The 15,222-nt window shown below is 58.6% G+C and carries 16 protein-coding genes; 14 read left to right on the top strand and 2 right to left on the bottom strand.

The window, feature by feature from the left end; translation table 11 throughout:
• Positions 1 to 188: 188 nt before the first annotated feature.
• Both HEP89_RS25565 and hemB read right to left on the bottom strand, forming a co-directional pair.
• Positions 189 to 1,439, bottom strand: a complete 1,251-nt coding sequence (locus HEP89_RS25565; RefSeq protein WP_168693337.1) for a threonine ammonia-lyase — start codon at positions 1,437 to 1,439, stop codon at positions 189 to 191.
• Positions 1,436 to 2,431 carry a porphobilinogen synthase gene (gene hemB, locus HEP89_RS25560; RefSeq protein ID WP_023003797.1) on the bottom strand — a complete coding sequence of 332 codons (996 nt, stop codon included), beginning with the start codon at positions 2,429 to 2,431 and terminating at the stop codon, positions 1,436 to 1,438. Before hemB ends, HEP89_RS25565 begins: the two co-directional genes overlap by 4 nt.
• Positions 2,432 to 2,705: 274 nt before the next feature.
• Between hemB and HEP89_RS25555 the strand changes: the two genes are divergently transcribed.
• The 14 genes from HEP89_RS25555 to thiL all read left to right on the top strand — a co-directional run bounded on the left by HEP89_RS25555 (position 2,706) and on the right by thiL (position 15,176).
• Complete coding sequence (locus HEP89_RS25555) at positions 2,706 to 3,845, top strand: isobutyryl-CoA dehydrogenase (protein WP_168693336.1); 1,140 nt, start codon at positions 2,706 to 2,708, stop codon at positions 3,843 to 3,845.
• Between the two features lie 53 nt (positions 3,846 to 3,898).
• Positions 3,899 to 4,936: an enoyl-CoA hydratase/isomerase family protein gene (locus HEP89_RS25550; protein WP_168693335.1), complete on the top strand. Its 1,038-nt coding sequence runs from the start codon at positions 3,899 to 3,901 to the stop codon at positions 4,934 to 4,936.
• Positions 4,937 to 4,959: 23 nt separating this feature from the next.
• Positions 4,960 to 5,379 carry a DUF6163 family protein gene (locus HEP89_RS25545; protein WP_023003800.1) on the top strand — a complete coding sequence of 140 codons (420 nt, stop codon included), beginning with the start codon at positions 4,960 to 4,962 and terminating at the stop codon, positions 5,377 to 5,379.
• 73 nt (positions 5,380 to 5,452) lie between these two features.
• Positions 5,453 to 6,370, top strand: coding sequence for a 3-hydroxyisobutyrate dehydrogenase (gene mmsB, locus HEP89_RS25540; RefSeq protein WP_286201074.1), 918 nt, complete (start codon positions 5,453 to 5,455; stop codon positions 6,368 to 6,370).
• A 154-nt stretch (positions 6,371 to 6,524) separates the two neighbouring features.
• Positions 6,525 to 7,040, top strand: coding sequence for a winged helix DNA-binding protein (locus HEP89_RS25535; RefSeq protein WP_023003802.1), 516 nt, complete (start codon positions 6,525 to 6,527; stop codon positions 7,038 to 7,040).
• 359 nt (positions 7,041 to 7,399) lie between these two features.
• A complete protein-coding gene (locus HEP89_RS25530) occupies positions 7,400 to 8,704 on the top strand; it encodes a L,D-transpeptidase family protein (RefSeq protein ID WP_168693333.1) in 1,305 nt (434 codons plus the stop codon).
• Positions 8,705 to 8,832: 128 nt separating this feature from the next.
• Complete coding sequence (locus HEP89_RS25525) at positions 8,833 to 9,060, top strand: serine hydroxymethyltransferase (protein ID WP_152507022.1); 228 nt, start codon at positions 8,833 to 8,835, stop codon at positions 9,058 to 9,060.
• Between the two features lie 407 nt (positions 9,061 to 9,467).
• Positions 9,468 to 10,778, top strand: coding sequence for a serine hydroxymethyltransferase (gene glyA / locus HEP89_RS25520; protein ID WP_031270645.1), 1,311 nt, complete (start codon positions 9,468 to 9,470; stop codon positions 10,776 to 10,778).
• Between the two features lie 28 nt (positions 10,779 to 10,806).
• Positions 10,807 to 11,283, top strand: coding sequence for a transcriptional regulator NrdR (gene nrdR, locus HEP89_RS25515; protein WP_023003806.1), 477 nt, complete (start codon positions 10,807 to 10,809; stop codon positions 11,281 to 11,283).
• A gap of 20 nt (positions 11,284 to 11,303) precedes the next feature.
• Positions 11,304 to 12,428, top strand: coding sequence for a bifunctional diaminohydroxyphosphoribosylaminopyrimidine deaminase/5-amino-6-(5-phosphoribosylamino)uracil reductase RibD (gene ribD / locus HEP89_RS25510; RefSeq protein WP_077290263.1), 1,125 nt, complete (start codon positions 11,304 to 11,306; stop codon positions 12,426 to 12,428).
• Between the two features lies 1 nt (position 12,429).
• Positions 12,430 to 13,041 carry a riboflavin synthase gene (locus HEP89_RS25505; RefSeq protein ID WP_055653455.1) on the top strand — a complete coding sequence of 204 codons (612 nt, stop codon included), beginning with the start codon at positions 12,430 to 12,432 and terminating at the stop codon, positions 13,039 to 13,041.
• Positions 13,042 to 13,198: 157 nt separating this feature from the next.
• Positions 13,199 to 13,648 (top strand): 6,7-dimethyl-8-ribityllumazine synthase, encoded by a 450-nt coding sequence (gene ribH / locus HEP89_RS25500; RefSeq protein WP_023003809.1) that lies wholly within the window; start codon positions 13,199 to 13,201, stop codon positions 13,646 to 13,648.
• 5 nt (positions 13,649 to 13,653) lie between these two features.
• A complete protein-coding gene (gene nusB / locus HEP89_RS25495; RefSeq protein WP_023003810.1) occupies positions 13,654 to 14,175 on the top strand; it encodes a transcription antitermination factor NusB in 522 nt (173 codons plus the stop codon).
• A 2-nt stretch (positions 14,176 to 14,177) separates the two neighbouring features.
• Positions 14,178 to 15,176: a thiamine-phosphate kinase gene (gene thiL / locus HEP89_RS25490; protein WP_077290262.1), complete on the top strand. Its 999-nt coding sequence runs from the start codon at positions 14,178 to 14,180 to the stop codon at positions 15,174 to 15,176.
• Positions 15,177 to 15,222 lie beyond the last annotated feature (46 nt).

Raw genomic sequence — 15,222 nt, 5'->3', positions numbered from 1 at the left:
TCCGCGGGTAATCCACACCAACCCCTCATCCTGAGGAAGCGCGGAGCGCTGTATCGAAGGATGGGCGGCACACTCCGGAGCAAGGAGCCCATCCTTCGAGACGGTCCTCCGGTCCTCCTCAGGATGAGGTCGGTGTGTGGAGTGTCCGCATCAATACCCGTGTAATGAAGGACTGAGGTGGCAGCCCTTCAGTCCATCCGCTCGCCGATTTCCAGGTAACGCACCACGAAGGCACGTTCGCGCAGAGCGGCGACGATACGCTCGCCATGCGGGCGGTCAAAGGCCTCGAAGGTCACGTCCAGCGTTGCCCCTTTTGCGGGAACATTGAGGAACAGGCGATGGTGTTCAACGTCGACCACGTTGCCCTGCATGTCACCGATCACGGTTGCGATTTCGCCCAGAACGCCGGGGCGGTCAGGCGTGTCGATCCGGATCGAGACCAGTTTGCCATCGCGTGCAAGTTCGCGGACCACGATCTTGGAGAGCAATCTCGGATCGATATTGCCGCCGCAAAGAACCAGGCCAACCCTCTTGCCGGCAAATCGCTCGGGTTCGGTCAGCAAGGCCGCGAGACCGGCGGCGCCTGCGCCTTCCGCAATGGTCCGTTGCAAGGTCAGATAGGCGTTGATCGCCCGCTCGATGCTGCTTTCCGAAACAAGCAGGATATCATCGACGACCCTTTTGACGACTTCGGTCGTCAGGACGCCGATGTCGCGCACAGCGATACCTTCTGCGATGGTCGCGCCTTCGCAGCGCACGTCCTTGCCATAGAAGGCGCCCCACATGCCGGGGTAGAGCGTCGTTTCAACGCCAATCACTTCGACGGAAGGCTTGAGAGCCTTTGCCGCCGTGGCGATGCCGGCGATAAGGCCGCCGCCGCCGATCGGCACGACCAGGACATCGAGATCCGGCTGCTGCGCCAGCATCTCGATGCCGATCGTGCCCTGGCCGTGTATGACATGGGCATCGTCATAGGGATGCACCCAGACGAGATTGTTCTGTTCGGCCAGCCTGTCGGCTTCTTCCTTCGCCTCGGCCAGCGTGTTTCCCGCCAAGACCACCTCTGCACCATGGTTGCGGGTCGCGGAGATCTTCACGAATGGCGTCAGAACCGGCATGACGATGGTTGCCGGTATGCCAAGCCGTCCGGCGTGGTAGGCAACACCCTGGGCGTGGTTGCCGGCCGAAACAGCAATCACGCCGCGCATCTTTTCATCCGCCGTCAGGCTGGAGAGCTTCACCAGCGCACCACGTTCCTTGAAGGCGCCGGTGACCTGCATGTTTTCGTATTTTACAAAGACATCCGCCCCTGTGAGCTGCGAAAGCCGCGGAGCGGGCAGGCACGGGGTCTCAATTACGGCGCCCTTCAAAAGTGCAGCCGCTTCCTGAACCTTGTCGAATGTGACGTTGTCAGCGGTGGTGGCCCCGGCGGAGGTCATTTCCCAGCTGCCAGCATTTCGGCCACCTTCGGTGCGAAATAGGTCAGAATGCCGTCGGCGCCGGCGCGCTTGAAGGCGAGCAGACTTTCCAGCATCGCCTTGTCACCGTCCAGCCAGCCGTTTCCGGCCGCAGCCTTGATCATCGCGTATTCGCCTGACACCTGATACGCGTAGGTCGGCACCTGGAACTCGTCCTTTATCCGCCGGACAATGTCGAGGTAGGGCATGCCCGGCTTGACCATCACCATGTCGGCGCCTTCAGCAATGTCCAGTTCGGCTTCCCGCAGAGCTTCGTCCGTATTGGCCGGATCCATCTGGTAAGTGCGCTTATCGCCAACCAGGGTCCCCGACGAGCCGACAGCGTCCCGGAACGGTCCATAGAAGGCGGAGGCGTATTTCGCCGAATAGGCCATGATCTGGGTTCCGCGATGACCTTGAGAATCGAGTGCCTGTCGAATGGCGCCGATACGTCCGTCCATCATGTCGGACGGGGCGATCACGTCTGATCCCGCTTCCGCCTGCACCAGGGCCTGCCGGCAGAGCTGATCCACGGTCTCGTCGTTCAGGATCGTCTCGCCTTCCATCAATCCGTCATGACCGTGGCTGGTGTAGGGATCAAGGGCGACGTCCGTCATCAGGCCCAGGTTCAATCCTTCCGCCTTGATGGCGCGCAAGGCGCGACAGGTCAGGTTTTCAGGATTGAGAGCCTCGGAACCTGTTTCATCGCGAAGACCGGGATCGGTGTAGGGAAACAGTGCCAGTGCCGGAATGTTCAACTTCGCCGCCTTCTCGGCGTCGCGGACGGCTTCATCCACGGACAGGCGCACAACATCCGGCATGGACGGAACGGACTGACGGATATTCTCGCCGTCCACCAGGAAAATCGGCCAGATCAGGTCATCGACCGTGAGATTGTTTTCGCGCACCAGGCGGCGCGACCAATCGCTCTGGCGGTTGCGGCGCATGCGCGTGCCGGCCAGCAGTGTGTCCATGTGGTCGGAGGTTATCGGCGGGAGGGGAGATTTTGACGGCATCGGCCCTGACTGTTCGCTAGGAGATGTTGGAAAGCGTATTCTGATCGAAGTGAGCCGCCAATCTATCACGCAGATTGACGCAATCCAACATTCTGTAAAATAACTGAATTTAATAAAGAAAAAGAGATTGTTTGACGTTCGCGTCAAATGTGCTTTAGTGCTGCCGCGAAGACAGGGCGCAGACCTTTCCGGAGGAGGAAGTGCGCCGCCACCGCTTGAGGGAGGATAACCCGTGGACTTTTCACTGAACGAAGATCAGCGCGCCTTTCAGGACATGGCGGCAAGTTTCTCGCGGGATGAACTGGCGCCATTTGCCAAGGAATGGGACGAGGAAAGCCACTTCCCGATTCCCACCCTGCGCAAGGCAGCCGAGCTTGGGTTCGGCGGCATCTACGTGAAGGAAGATGTCGGCGGTTCCGCGCTCACCCGGCTGGATGCAACGCTGATCTTCGAGGAACTGTCCAAGGGCTGTACGTCGACGGCGGCCTATATATCCATTCACAACATGGTCGCCTGGATCATCGATACATATGGCTCGGAGGACCTGCGTCAGAAGTATCTGCCCAGGCTCTGCACCATGGACCTGCTCACCAGCTACTGTCTCACCGAACCGGGCTCGGGTTCTGATGCAGCGAGCCTGCGTACCAGCGCCAAGGATGATGGTGACCATTATGTCCTCAACGGCTCCAAGGCATTCATCTCCGGCGGCGGCGTAAGTGATCTGTATGCGGTAATGGTCCGCACAGGTGGTGAGGGACCTTCCGGCGTTTCCTGTCTTCTGGTCGAAAAAGGGACTCCCGGTCTCAGCTTCGGTGCCAACGAGGTGAAGCTCGGCTGGAAGAGCCAGCCGACGGCTCAGGTCAATTTTCAGGATTGCCGGGTGCCGAAGTCGAATCTGATCGGATCGGAAGGGCAGGGCTTCAAGATCGCGATGGCGGCGCTCGATGGCGGTCGGCTCAACATCGGCGCCTGCTCGATGGGGGCTGCACAGGCCTGTCTCGATCACGCCCTGGCCTATGTGCAGGAACGCAAGCAGTTTGGTCGACTGATTGCCGACTTTCAGGCACTTCAGTTCCGCCTGGCGGATATGGCAACCGAATTGGAAGCAGCCCGTCTGCTCTTGCACAAGGCCGCTTCGGCGGTGGATGCGAAATCGCATGACGCCACCAAGCTTGCGGCCATGGCCAAGCGGCTTGCTACCGACACTGGCTTCAAGGTGGTCAACGAAGCACTGCAGCTTCATGGCGGCTACGGCTATCTGCGCGACTATCCTATCGAGCGTTATTTCCGCGATGTGCGGGTTCATCAGATCCTGGAAGGCACAAACGAGATCATGCGGCTGATCATTGCACGGCAGCTGCTGAAGGACTGATCGAGTTTTCCGTCCCATTCCGTTGAAACGACTCTTCTTTTTGCGAGGCGCCAGTGAGCGACGAGATTCTTTTCCAGAAGCGCGGCAAGGCCGGGTTTGTCATCTTAAACCGGCCGAAGGCACTGAACGCGATCAACCACGCAATGGTCCTGGCAATGGCCGAGCAATTGTCGCGCTGGGCGGAAGATCCGGAAATCGCGCACATCGTCGTTACGGGTGCTGGCGACAAGGCGTTCTGCGCAGGTGGCGACATTCGCAGCATCTATGATGCCCGAATGAGCGGGCAGACAGACGGCCTGAGTGCCTTCTTCCGTGACGAGTACATGCTCAATGCACAGATCAAGGCCTATCCGAAGCCATACATCGCTCTCGTCAACGGGATTGTCATGGGCGGCGGTGTCGGGGTGTCGGTTCATGGCAGCTATCGCATCGGCACGGAAAAGACGTTGTTTGCGATGCCCGAGACCGGAATTGGCTTCTTTCCGGATGTCGGCGGGACATTCTTCCTGCCGCGCATGCCCAGGAACAGCGGCGTCTACTGTGCACTTAGCTCCGGCAGGCTGAAACAGGGCGATGCTCTGGCTACCGGCGTTCTGACCCACGCCGTTTCGGAAGAAAGCCTTGCTGACCTGGAACAGGACCTTGAATCAGCAGACGATATCGGCGCAGTGCTTGCGCCGTATCTGATGACGCCGGAGAAGGGGCCCGTCTGCGAAAGTCTCGACGTTATCGACGAGATCTTTTCGGCTGCATCGGTGGAAGACATTCTGTCGCGCCTGGATGCTTCGCAGAGTGAATTTGCGGGGAAGGCCGCTGCCGCCATCCGGCAAAAATCACCAACAAGCGTTCTGATTGCTTTCGAGCAAATGAAGCGAGGCCGCAAGCTTTCCTTCAATGAATGCATGAAGCTTGAATATCGCATCGTCTCGCGCATTCTGCAGGGGACGGAGTTCTACGAAGGCATTCGTGCTGTGCTGGTCGACAAGGATCAGGCGCCAAAATGGTCGCCTGCCCAGTTTGGCCAAGTGGACAGCGCCGAGCTGGCGTCGTATTTCGAGGAACCTGCTGACGGAGATCTGCCGCTCAGCTGAGCTCAACCTGACCCGGACAGCACATGATTACCAGCTTTCAGGACCTGATCGATTCCCGCCCACCCTGGAGCACGCTGCTGATCTGGTATCTGCGCGGCATTGCGATCATTCTCATCGGCGGCGGCGTCATCTACTGGGCCCGCATTATCGGCATCGTCGAATGGCGTGGATTGTGGTTCTGGGACATGCCCGTGGCGCTGCAGGGAGCCATCGTCTTTTTTGCCGTCCTGGATCTGGTGGCCGCGACCGGCCTCTGGCTGACCGTGTCCTGGGGCACGGTGATGTGGATTTTCCGCTGCTTCTGCCAGATCGTCATGCACACAGCCTTTTCCGATCTCTACGGCCGGCGGCCATATGAAATCGCCTTCTACCTGCTGACAATCGCAATTTATGCCGGACTGGCCTTCCTGATGGACAGGGAAAACAAGGCCAATGCTGGCTGACGGCGGTTGAATCAGTTTTTGAAGTGCCTGGAACGGCAGTTCAAGACGGCCAGCCAACAGATTCAAAATCAACATGAAATCTCTTTGGGAGGAAACCATCATGAGCACTATCGGATTTATCGGTCTTGGCAACATGGGCGGACCGATGGCGATCAATCTCGTCAAGGCAGGGCACAAGGTACTCGGCTTTGATCTGTCCGATGCGGCCATGGCGGCACACGAAGCAGAGGGTGGTGAAAAGGCAGCTAGTGTCGCTGACCTGGCTGCTGCTGCCGACGTGATCGTCACCATGCTGCCCGCCGGAAAGCATGTCCGCCAGATCTATGAAGGCGAGGGCGGCATTCTCGACAACGCCAAGCCCGGCACTCTCATGATCGATTCCTCGACTATCGACGTCGACAGCGCCCGTGCGGTCAGCGCGGCGGCAGAGGCCAGGGGCATGAAAATGGTCGACGCGCCGGTCTCCGGCGGTGTTGCCGGCGCCGCGGGTGGAACGCTGACCTTCATGGTCGGTGGATCCGCCGAGGCATTCGAAGCGGCGAAAACCTATCTCGACATCATGGGCAAGACCATTGTGCATGCAGGCGACGCCGGAACCGGTCAGGCGGCAAAGATCTGCAACAACATGATCCTCGGCATTTCCATGATCGCCGTGTCGGAGGCATTCGTGCTTGCCGAGAAGCTTGGTCTGGACAAGCAGAAGTTGTTTGACATCTCCTCGACGGCGTCCGGTCAGTGCTGGTCCCTGACATCCTACTGCCCGGTGCCTGGTCCGCTGCCGTCGTCTCCGGCGAACCGGGATTATCAACCTGGGTTTGCAGCCGCGATGATGCTCAAGGATCTGAAACTTGCTCAGGAAGCAGCAAATTCGGCCGGCGCGGCAACGCCGTTGGGCGCGGAAGCGGCAGCGCTCTACTCACTGTTCTGTAATACAGGTGGCGAAGCCCAGGATTTCTCAGGGATTGTGAAGTTCCTCCGCGGAACATCGTAAACAACTTGTTAAAGGGAAGTCTAAAACGCCCCTTGGAAGTTAACGGATGATTCAGCGTGTCTCTTAAGCGGATTTTAGAATCGCTCGGTTAGATTGCGAAACAAGGCGGGAAAAATATCCGTCCAACGACAGGTACTAAAAGAGGCGCAATCACATGATCACCGCAAGTAGGGCAGTCGACGCTGTTGCACAGAGTGAAGGGGAAGAGCTTGAGATCAAGCCGCTTTACCTAGAGGCTCTTACGCTCGTTGAGCGACTGCATCGGCGTCTGCTCGACGTCATCAAGGACGAATTCGACCGCATGGGCCGGTCCGACGTAAACAGCGTGCAGGCACTGCTGCTGTTCAACATCGGCGACAGCGAACTGACCGCCGGTGAACTGCGGACACGCGGTTACTACCTGGGGTCGAATGTCTCCTACAACCTGAAGAAGCTGGTCGAGACCGGTTACATCCACCATCAGCGTTCGCGTATGGACCGCCGGTCTGTCCGTGTCAGCCTGACGGAAAAGGGACGGGAAGTGGCCAAGATCGTGAACGATCTTTACGAGCGTCACATGCTGTCCGTGGAACAGGTCGGCGAAATCGGTCCGCAGGACTTTGTGGCACTGAACAAGTCCCTGCGCCGTCTGGAGCGGTTCTGGACCGACCAGATCCTTTACCGCCTGTAAGACATTCGCGGAACATTCAGATGACAAGGCACCGCCCATTGGGCGGTGCTTTCTGTTTTTCAGCCTCAAGTTGCCGACCTCACGCAAATTTGCACAGCCAGAATTCTCGAACGGCGGAGAAACAAAGCTATGGTGCAGGCAGTTTTAACTGCTGCGGCAAAGTTGACATCTTGTGGTCACATTGGAATGGCTTTGTGCAGTGCTCCTGAATCCGAGATGGTTAAAAAATCAAGCGATTTGTTAACTCCCTTCCGTTAGGACTGGGAGCAGGAACCGCCGGGGTGGCCTGTTTTGTTGGTCTCAATCCCGCGTATTTGAAGAACATTTGCGCCGAATGGCGCTGCAACATGGGGTCGGCGATGAACCTTTTATCCGGACCGTTCGGGATAAAGCGTCACTGGAAGTGGACTGCTGGAAAAACGCTCAAGAGCATGATGATGCTGGGCGCCGTAACTCCAGTGATGATCGCAACTGGTGCGCAGGCACAGACGGCCCCAATGACATTCGCACAGAACCAGCAGGTTGAATGGGCGGATAACTTTGACATCGCGACGGATCACATCACGGAAGTGAAATCCTCTGCTCCGACGTTGTCGCCGCAGACGGCCGACTATATCGCGGCAGCGATCGACCGTTATCAGCGCATTGTCCAGGCCGGTGGCTGGGGAACAGTGTCTGCTGGTGGCAAGGCGCTTCGCATTGGTGCCAAGGATCCGCGCGTCGTGGAACTTCGCCGCCGCTTGATCGTTTCCGGCGATCTTGAACAGCAGGCCGGCCTCTCTGACACCTTCGATTCTTACGTGGATGCAGGCCTGCGTCGTTTTCAGCTTCGTCACGGTCTTATTCCGGACGGTGTGATGGGCGACGGCACCGTGACCGCGCTGAACATTTCGGCCGACGTGCGTCTGCGCCAGCTCGAAACCAACATGATCCGTATGCGGTCCATGTCCGGTTTCCTGGGCGACCGCTACGTGATGGTCAACATTCCGGCAGCAGAGATCGAGGCGGTTGAAAACGGCATGGTCCGTTCGCGCCACACGGCCGTTGTAGGCAAGATCGACCGCCAGACGCCGATCCTCAACAGCAAGATCTACGAGTTGAACTTCAATCCGTACTGGACGGTGCCGAAGTCGATCATCCGCAAGGACCTGATCCCCAAGATGAAAGAGGATCCGCAGTATCTTGCGAAGAACAATATCCGCATCTTCGACTGGAGCAACAACGAGCTGAACTGGCAACAGATCGACTGGAACACGGATGAGGCGACCCAGTATCGCTTCACCCAGGATCCGGGCTCGGAAAACTCGCTCGGGTCGGTGCGCATCAACTTCCACAACAAACACCAGGTCTATCTGCACGATACGCCGTCCAAGACCCTGTTTGGCGAAGCCAACCGGTTCCATTCTTCGGGCTGCGTGCGCGTTCAGAATGTGCGAGAGCTGGTGACCTGGCTGTTGCAGTCGACAACTCCTGACTGGGATCGGGGGCGCGTCGATGGTGTCATCCGCACAGGTGATCGTGAAGACGTGAAACTGAAATCGCAGATTCCGCTTTATCTCACCTACATCACCGCCTGGGCAAACGCCGACGGTGTGGTGCATTTCCGTGATGATATCTACGACCGGGACGATCTCTACGGAACGGGTGAGCAAGCACGCCTGTAGGTGTCGCCAAACGTCAAACAATTGTTTCCTGTCCAGAAACGTCGGCCTTGATCAGGCCGGCGTTTCATGGATTCTAGCTCCATTCGCATGCTTGTTCGACAATGGGGTGCTGGATCAGGAGAACGGCAATGAGTCGCGAAGAGCGGCCTGGTGAAATTTATCTTGAGTTTCGGCCGATCGGTCAGCAGGTCAAGGTCACTGCCATTGACGCGGCGACCGGTTTTGAAGTGTCGGTCTTCGGGCCGGCTTCAGCAGCTCAGGAAGATCTGAAGCGGATTGCCGTTCGAAAACTTCGCCGCCGCCTTGAACAGGAAGCCTTGACTGCGCAGAACAGGCCTGACCCGACCCTTTATTGATGGTTTGTCTTAAGTCTCTGCTTCCGCAACAGGTTTCGATAAAACAACAAGCAATTTAAATCGTTTTGAGAAGAACGGCGCACCAGATCGGTTTGCGAGAGCAGATTTGAATTGTGCCCGGGTATTGTTTTGGTGCCGGTCAAATGATCGGCGCTGAAGGTCGGATCTGTTGCAAGTGTAACTTGTTGGGTTGTCAGTTTAGATTTGGCCCAAGGTTGCGAAAACTTGTTTCGTTCAAGATTTGGCAGCTGTGTCGTTTTCCAAACTGGACGCGTCGGTATGCCCCTTGGTTCTGGTCGGGGGGTGTGTTAATTCCTCGCCTCACACAGGCATGACGGTCGAAAGCGTCCTTCCGGACATTGGCCGCCGATGCTCCTGATCTATCAAAAGAACACAAGGATGGCGCTATGTCTTTGATGGAAAGCTCCGATCAGTCCCTGCAGTCCGGTTTCTTCACCCGCAGCCTTGCTGAAGCCGATCCGGATATCTTCGACACGATCGGCAAGGAACTCGGCCGTCAGCAGCATGAAATCGAGCTGATTGCTTCGGAAAACATCGTTTCCCGCGCAGTGCTGGAAGCACAGGGCTCGATCTTCACCAACAAATATGCCGAAGGTTATCCGGGCAAGCGCTACTATGGCGGTTGTGAGTTCGCCGACATTGCCGAAACGCTGGCAATCGAGCGCGCGAAGGAACTGTTCGGCTGCCAGTTTGCCAACGTTCAGCCGAACTCCGGCAGCCAGATGAACCAGGCAGTGTTCCTGGCTCTTCTGCAGCCTGGCGACACCTTCATGGGCCTGGATCTCAACTCCGGTGGTCACCTGACCCACGGTTCCCCGGTCAACATGTCCGGCAAGTGGTTCAACGTCGTCTCCTATGGCGTGCGTGAGGACGACCATCTTCTCGACATGGATGAGGTCGAGCGCCTTGCCAACGAACACAAGCCCAAGCTGATCCTGGCCGGCGGCACCGCCTATTCCCGTATCTGGGACTGGAAGCGTTTCCGCGAAATCGCCGACAGCATTGGTGCCTATCTCATGGTCGACATGGCGCATATCGCCGGTCTGGTTGCAGGTGGGGTCCATCCGTCGCCGGTTCCGCACGCCCACGTCGTCACCACCACCACCCACAAGTCCCTGCGCGGTCCGCGCGGCGGCATGATCCTGAGCAACGACGAAGCGATCGCCAAGAAGATCAATTCGGCCGTCTTCCCGGGTCTTCAGGGTGGTCCGCTGATGCATGTGATTGCTGCCAAGGCCGTTGCCTTCAAGGAAGCACTGCAGCCGGAATTCAAGGCTTATGCCCGCGCCGTTCAGGAAAATGCCAAGGTTCTGGCTGAAGTCCTGAAGGAACAGGGTCTGGATATCGTTTCCGGCGGCACCGACAACCACCTGATGCTGGTGGACCTGCGTCCGAAGAACGCCACCGGCAAGGTGGCTGAAAAATCTCTCGGCCGCGCCAACATCACCTGCAACAAGAACGGTATCCCCTTCGACCCGGAAAAGCCGTTTGTCACGTCTGGCGTTCGTCTCGGCACCCCGGCAGCGACCACACGCGGCTTCGGTGTTGCGGAATTCCGCGAAGTCGGTCTGCTGATCACGGAAGTGTTGGACGGTTTGAAGGCCGCAAACAGTGAAGAGGGCAACGCGGCAGTTGAAGCGGCGGTCAAAGCCAAGGTAGAAGCACTGACGGCCCGGTTCCCGATCTACGGGGGCTAATCGCGGGCTCGCTCAGGAGCTTTAAGACATGAGATGTCCGTTTTGCGGGGGTGAGGAAACCCAGGTCAAGGATTCCCGCCCGACCGAGGACAATACAGCCATCCGCCGCCGCAGGATCTGCAATACCTGCGGCGGCCGGTTCACCACCTTCGAGCGCGTGCAGCTGCGCGAACTCCTGGTGCTCAAACGCTCCGGGCGCCGCGTTCCCTTCGACAGGGAAAAACTGATGCGGTCCGTGCAGATCGCGGTGCGCAAGCGTCCCGTGGATCCTGACAAGATCGAACGCATGGTCTCCGGCATCGTTCGCCAGCTCGAAAGTTCGGGCGAAACCGAAATCACCGCGGAAACCATCGGCAACCACGTCATGGAAGGCCTGAAGGGCATCGATGACGTTGCCTATGTCCGCTTTGCCTCCGTTTACAAGAACTTCCGCGAGGCAAAGGATTTCGAAGCCCTTCTGGATGAGCTGAGCGATCCGGACGGACAGCCGCTCAAAAACTCCTGACCTGCAGTATCCGGTTCTTGATGTCCGAGCTTTCCAATCTTGATGCCCGTTTCATGGCGGCCGCCGAACGCCTTGCCCGTCGTGGTCTCGGCCGTGTGTGGCCCAATCCTTCCGTGGCTGCGCTCATCGTCCGTTTCGACGCAGGTGCCGCTGTTCTCGTGGGCAGAGGCGTCACGTCCCGTCCCGGCATGGCGCATGCGGAAGTCAATGCCTTGAACCAGGCAGGGGACAGGGCGAAAGGGGCGACCTGTTACGTCACCCTGGAGCCATGTTCTCACTACGGCCGAACCCCGCCTTGCGCCAAGGCTCTGATCGAGGCGGGCGTGAAACGCGTGGTCGTCGGCATGCTGGACCCGAACCCGCGTGTCGCTGGTCGTGGTGTCGCCATGCTGCGCGATGCGGGCATCGAGGTGGAAGTGGGTGTGCGCGAAAAGGCCATGCATGCGCTGTACCGAGGGTTCACCTACAGGCAACTGAAACAGCGTCCGGTGGTGTTCCTGAAGCTAGCTGTTTCCAGGGATGGATTTATCGGCCGGGTAGGCGAAGGTCAGGTCAAGATCTCCGGTGCCCTGTCGATGCGCAAGGTCCATGGGTTTCGCGCCGAATGCGACGCCATCCTGGTCGGTTCAGGTACGGCGCTTGCCGATGACCCGCAACTGACCTGCAGACTTCCAGGCCTCGCTGGTCGCTCTCCTGTGCGGGTCATCATCGACCGGTGTGCCCGGCTGCCATTGACTTCCAAACTGGTGCAAACCTGCGTTGACGTGCCTGTCTGGCTTGTGTGTGGCAATGCGGCGGATGCTGACAAGCTGGCGGACCTGGCGGCTGCTGGTGTCAATGTCATCCGGGTGCCCGCTGAAGAAACCGGCATCAAGCCCTCTGTCATCCTGAGTGCGCTGGCAACACGCGGCATAACGCGGGTGATGGTTGAAGGTGGTTCCCGTCTGGCGTCGTCTTTCCTGGCGGCGGACCTTGTGGATGATCTTTGTGTCGTTACCGGGGATATCGTAATCGGCGAAGGCGGCATACCTGCTCTGCACGGTCTTGACCTTGCAGATGTTCTCAAAGACCCCAAATTCGAGCGGGTCGATGCGGGCCGTTTCGGTCCGGACAGTTTTGTTTATCTCAGACGGCGCGGAGCCTGACATGTTCACCGGAATTGTGACCGACCTCGGCGAGATCCTCGCTATCGACAAGATCCCTGCCGGAATGCGGACGCGGATCCGCACCGCCTACGATACGAATGGCTTCGACATCGGGGCTTCGATTTCCTGTTCTGGCGTCTGCCACACGGTGACAGCCAAGGACAACGGCTCCAATGGCAACTGGTTTGAAGTGGAATCGGCCGCCGAAACCCTGGCGCTGACCAACGTCGCATCCTGGAAAGTGGGGCAGAAACTCAATCTGGAACGCTCGCTGACGATGGGTGCGGAGCTGGGCGGGCACCTGGTGCTTGGCCATGTCGATGGACTTGCAACGGTGACAAAGCGTGAAGACCATCCGGATTCGGTCTATTTCCAGTTCGAAGCACCGGCGGAAGCAGCCCCCTTTATTGCCAAGAAAGGTTCGGTTGCGCTCGATGGCACGTCCCTGACGGTGAACGAGGTCGACGGGTTGCTCTTCTCCGTCTTCCTGATCCCGCATACGCTCGAAGTCACGACCTGGTCTGATCGGCAGGTCGGTGACAAGATCAACCTGGAAGTGGATATGATGGCCCGCTACGCCGCCCGTCTTGCGGAATTCTCCAAGACCGGGTAGGGGACGGTCCCAACACCTTCGAAAAGAGCTAATATCATTTACCGCCTTAACCACGGGACGAACTCGTCACCGGGATATCGTGGTCCTTTACGAATGAGACTGGACAAACCGGGGCAGACGTGGTTCCTGTCGCGGCCTTACATAGGAACGAAAACCCATGAGCGCTGCACCGAAACTTCTGATCATCGAAGCCCGTTTCTACGAAGATCTGGCCGATGCTCTCGCAGAAGGCGCGATCAAGACCATTGAGGCTGCCGGCGCAAGCTATGACCGGATCGCTGTTCCGGGTGTCCTGGAAATTCCGGCTGCCCTGTCCATGGCTCTGACGGCAATGGAAAACGACGGCGAGCTTTACGACGGCTTCGTTCTGCTGGGTGTCGTCATTCGCGGCGAGACCACCCATTACGATATTGTTGCCAATGAATCGAACCGGGTGATCATGGATTTGATCGTCGATGCGGATCTGGCTGTCGGAAATGGTATCCTGACCGTTGAAAACGGTGAGCAGGCATGGGCCCGCGCGAAGGTGGACGACAAGGACAAAGGCGGCGCGGCTGCCCGTGCTGCCCTCGACATGATCGCCCTGCGCGAGCGGCTTGGAGTATAAGAAGAATGACCGGAAAGGCCGACCCGGAAAAACCGGCTGGAAAAACTGTGCGCCCTGCAAACAAACGCGGCGTGGCTCGCCTTGCTGCTGTTCAGGCCCTTTATCAGATGGACGTCGGCGGTGCGCCGCTGACCAGTGTCGTCAGCGAATTCACTGCCTTTCGCCTCGGCAAGGAAATCGACGGTGCGCAGTACCGCGAAGCCGACGAACAATGGTTCAAGCAGATCCTTGCCGGCGTTGTGGAGGACCAGAAGTTTCTGGATCCCTACATTCACACTGCGTTGGCCGAAGACTGGCCCCTGAAGCGTATCGACAGCCTGCTGCGGGCTATCCTCCGCTCCGGCTCCTATGAGCTGCTGCGCCGCAAGGATGTTCCGGCCAAGGTGATCATTTCCGAGTATATCGACGTCACCAAGGCCTTCTTCGATGATGATGAGCCCGGCCTTGTCAACGGCGTGCTCGACCGTCTTGCGCATGAACTGCGCAGCGGCGAACTCGAGGAAAAGAAAACGGACGGCGCCTCCTGATCATGGGCGCTGACCGGCCAGGCGAATTCGAGCTGATCCGGCGTTTCTTTGCCCCTTTGGCAAAAGACCCGGGCAGCCTCGGTCTGACCGACGATGCCGCGGTGCTGACACCACGGGAAGGCCATGACCTCGTTCTGACCAAGGACGTGCTGGCGGCCGATATACATTTCTTTGCTGAAGATGCACCGGAAGCGATAGCCGCCAAGGCACTGAGGGTCAACCTCTCCGACCTTGCGGCGAAGGGCGCACGTCCGCGTGGCTATCTGATGGGCCTGTCGTTGCCGTCCGACTGGACGGTCGACTGGCTTGAGCGGTTCTGCAACGGCCTGGCGGCTGACCAAGCGGCCTATGATTTCCATCTTCTGGGCGGTGACACGGTTCGTTCCGGCAATGGTCTGCAGGTGTCGATTACGGCAATAGGCGAGGTTGAAACCGGCAGCGCAGTTCGGCGGTCCGGGGCACGGCCGGGCGATCTTCTGTTTGTTACCGGAACCATTGGCGACGCCGCTGCCGGTCTTCAGGCGCGCCTCAATCCCGACTTCTGCCGCGATCATGATCTGACAGAGAGCGAAGAAGCCCATATTCTCGACCGTTACCTGCTGCCGAGGCCGCGCACGAGGCTTGCCGGGGCAGTGACCGATTATGCTTCGGCTGCCATGGACGTGTCAGATGGCCTGTTTGCCGACTGCGCGCATATGGCCAGCGCTTCGGCGTTGGACCTCACGATTGACCTGGATCAGGTGCCGCTTTCACAGGCGCTCGCCCATCTCAAGATCAAGTCACCAGAGGACTTTGCCCGGTGCCTGAACGGTGGCGACGATTACGAAATCCTGATGGCGGTGCCGGAAGACGTTTCTGGTACCTTCTGCCGGGTTGCTCATCTTGCCGGCTGTGCCGTCACGCAAATCGGTCATGCCCGGGCAGGTGAGGGCCGAATTCGGCTTGAGGAAGCCGGGCAACCTGTCGACTACGGTCGCTTTGCGGGCTTCAGTCACTTCTAGCTGTCGCAAAGGGCAGGTGCCGGAATTTTACCAGGCCGGATCCATC

It is taken from the genome of Labrenzia sp. 5N (assembly GCF_012395805.1).
Taxonomy (GTDB): Bacteria; Pseudomonadota; Alphaproteobacteria; order Rhizobiales; family Stappiaceae; genus Roseibium; species Roseibium algicola.
The sequence above is the reverse complement of the archived record's forward strand: the minus strand, read 5'-3'. Positions and strand labels throughout refer to the sequence as shown.

What these genes read in the sequence shown, in the direction of transcription:
- HEP89_RS25565 (WP_168693337.1), bottom strand. Translation starts at nt 1,439, where the DNA reads ATGACCTCCGCCGGGGCCACCACCGCTGACAACGTCACATTCGACAAG.
- hemB (WP_023003797.1), bottom strand. Translation starts at nt 2,431, where the DNA reads ATGGACACACTGCTGGCCGGCACGCGCATGCGCCGCAACCGCCAGAGC.
- HEP89_RS25545 (WP_023003800.1), top strand. Translation starts at nt 4,960, where the DNA reads ATGATTACCAGCTTTCAGGACCTGATCGATTCCCGCCCACCCTGGAGC.
- mmsB (WP_286201074.1), top strand. Translation starts at nt 5,453, where the DNA reads ATGAAATCTCTTTGGGAGGAAACCATCATGAGCACTATCGGATTTATC.
- HEP89_RS25535 (WP_023003802.1), top strand. Translation starts at nt 6,525, where the DNA reads ATGATCACCGCAAGTAGGGCAGTCGACGCTGTTGCACAGAGTGAAGGG.
- HEP89_RS25530 (WP_168693333.1), top strand. Translation starts at nt 7,400, where the DNA reads ATGAACCTTTTATCCGGACCGTTCGGGATAAAGCGTCACTGGAAGTGG.
- HEP89_RS25525 (WP_152507022.1), top strand. Translation starts at nt 8,833, where the DNA reads ATGAGTCGCGAAGAGCGGCCTGGTGAAATTTATCTTGAGTTTCGGCCG.
- glyA (WP_031270645.1), top strand. Translation starts at nt 9,468, where the DNA reads ATGTCTTTGATGGAAAGCTCCGATCAGTCCCTGCAGTCCGGTTTCTTC.
- nrdR (WP_023003806.1), top strand. Translation starts at nt 10,807, where the DNA reads ATGAGATGTCCGTTTTGCGGGGGTGAGGAAACCCAGGTCAAGGATTCC.
- ribD (WP_077290263.1), top strand. Translation starts at nt 11,304, where the DNA reads ATGTCCGAGCTTTCCAATCTTGATGCCCGTTTCATGGCGGCCGCCGAA.
- HEP89_RS25505 (WP_055653455.1), top strand. Translation starts at nt 12,430, where the DNA reads ATGTTCACCGGAATTGTGACCGACCTCGGCGAGATCCTCGCTATCGAC.
- ribH (WP_023003809.1), top strand. Translation starts at nt 13,199, where the DNA reads ATGAGCGCTGCACCGAAACTTCTGATCATCGAAGCCCGTTTCTACGAA.
- nusB (WP_023003810.1), top strand. Translation starts at nt 13,654, where the DNA reads ATGACCGGAAAGGCCGACCCGGAAAAACCGGCTGGAAAAACTGTGCGC.
- thiL (WP_077290262.1), top strand. Translation starts at nt 14,178, where the DNA reads ATGGGCGCTGACCGGCCAGGCGAATTCGAGCTGATCCGGCGTTTCTTT.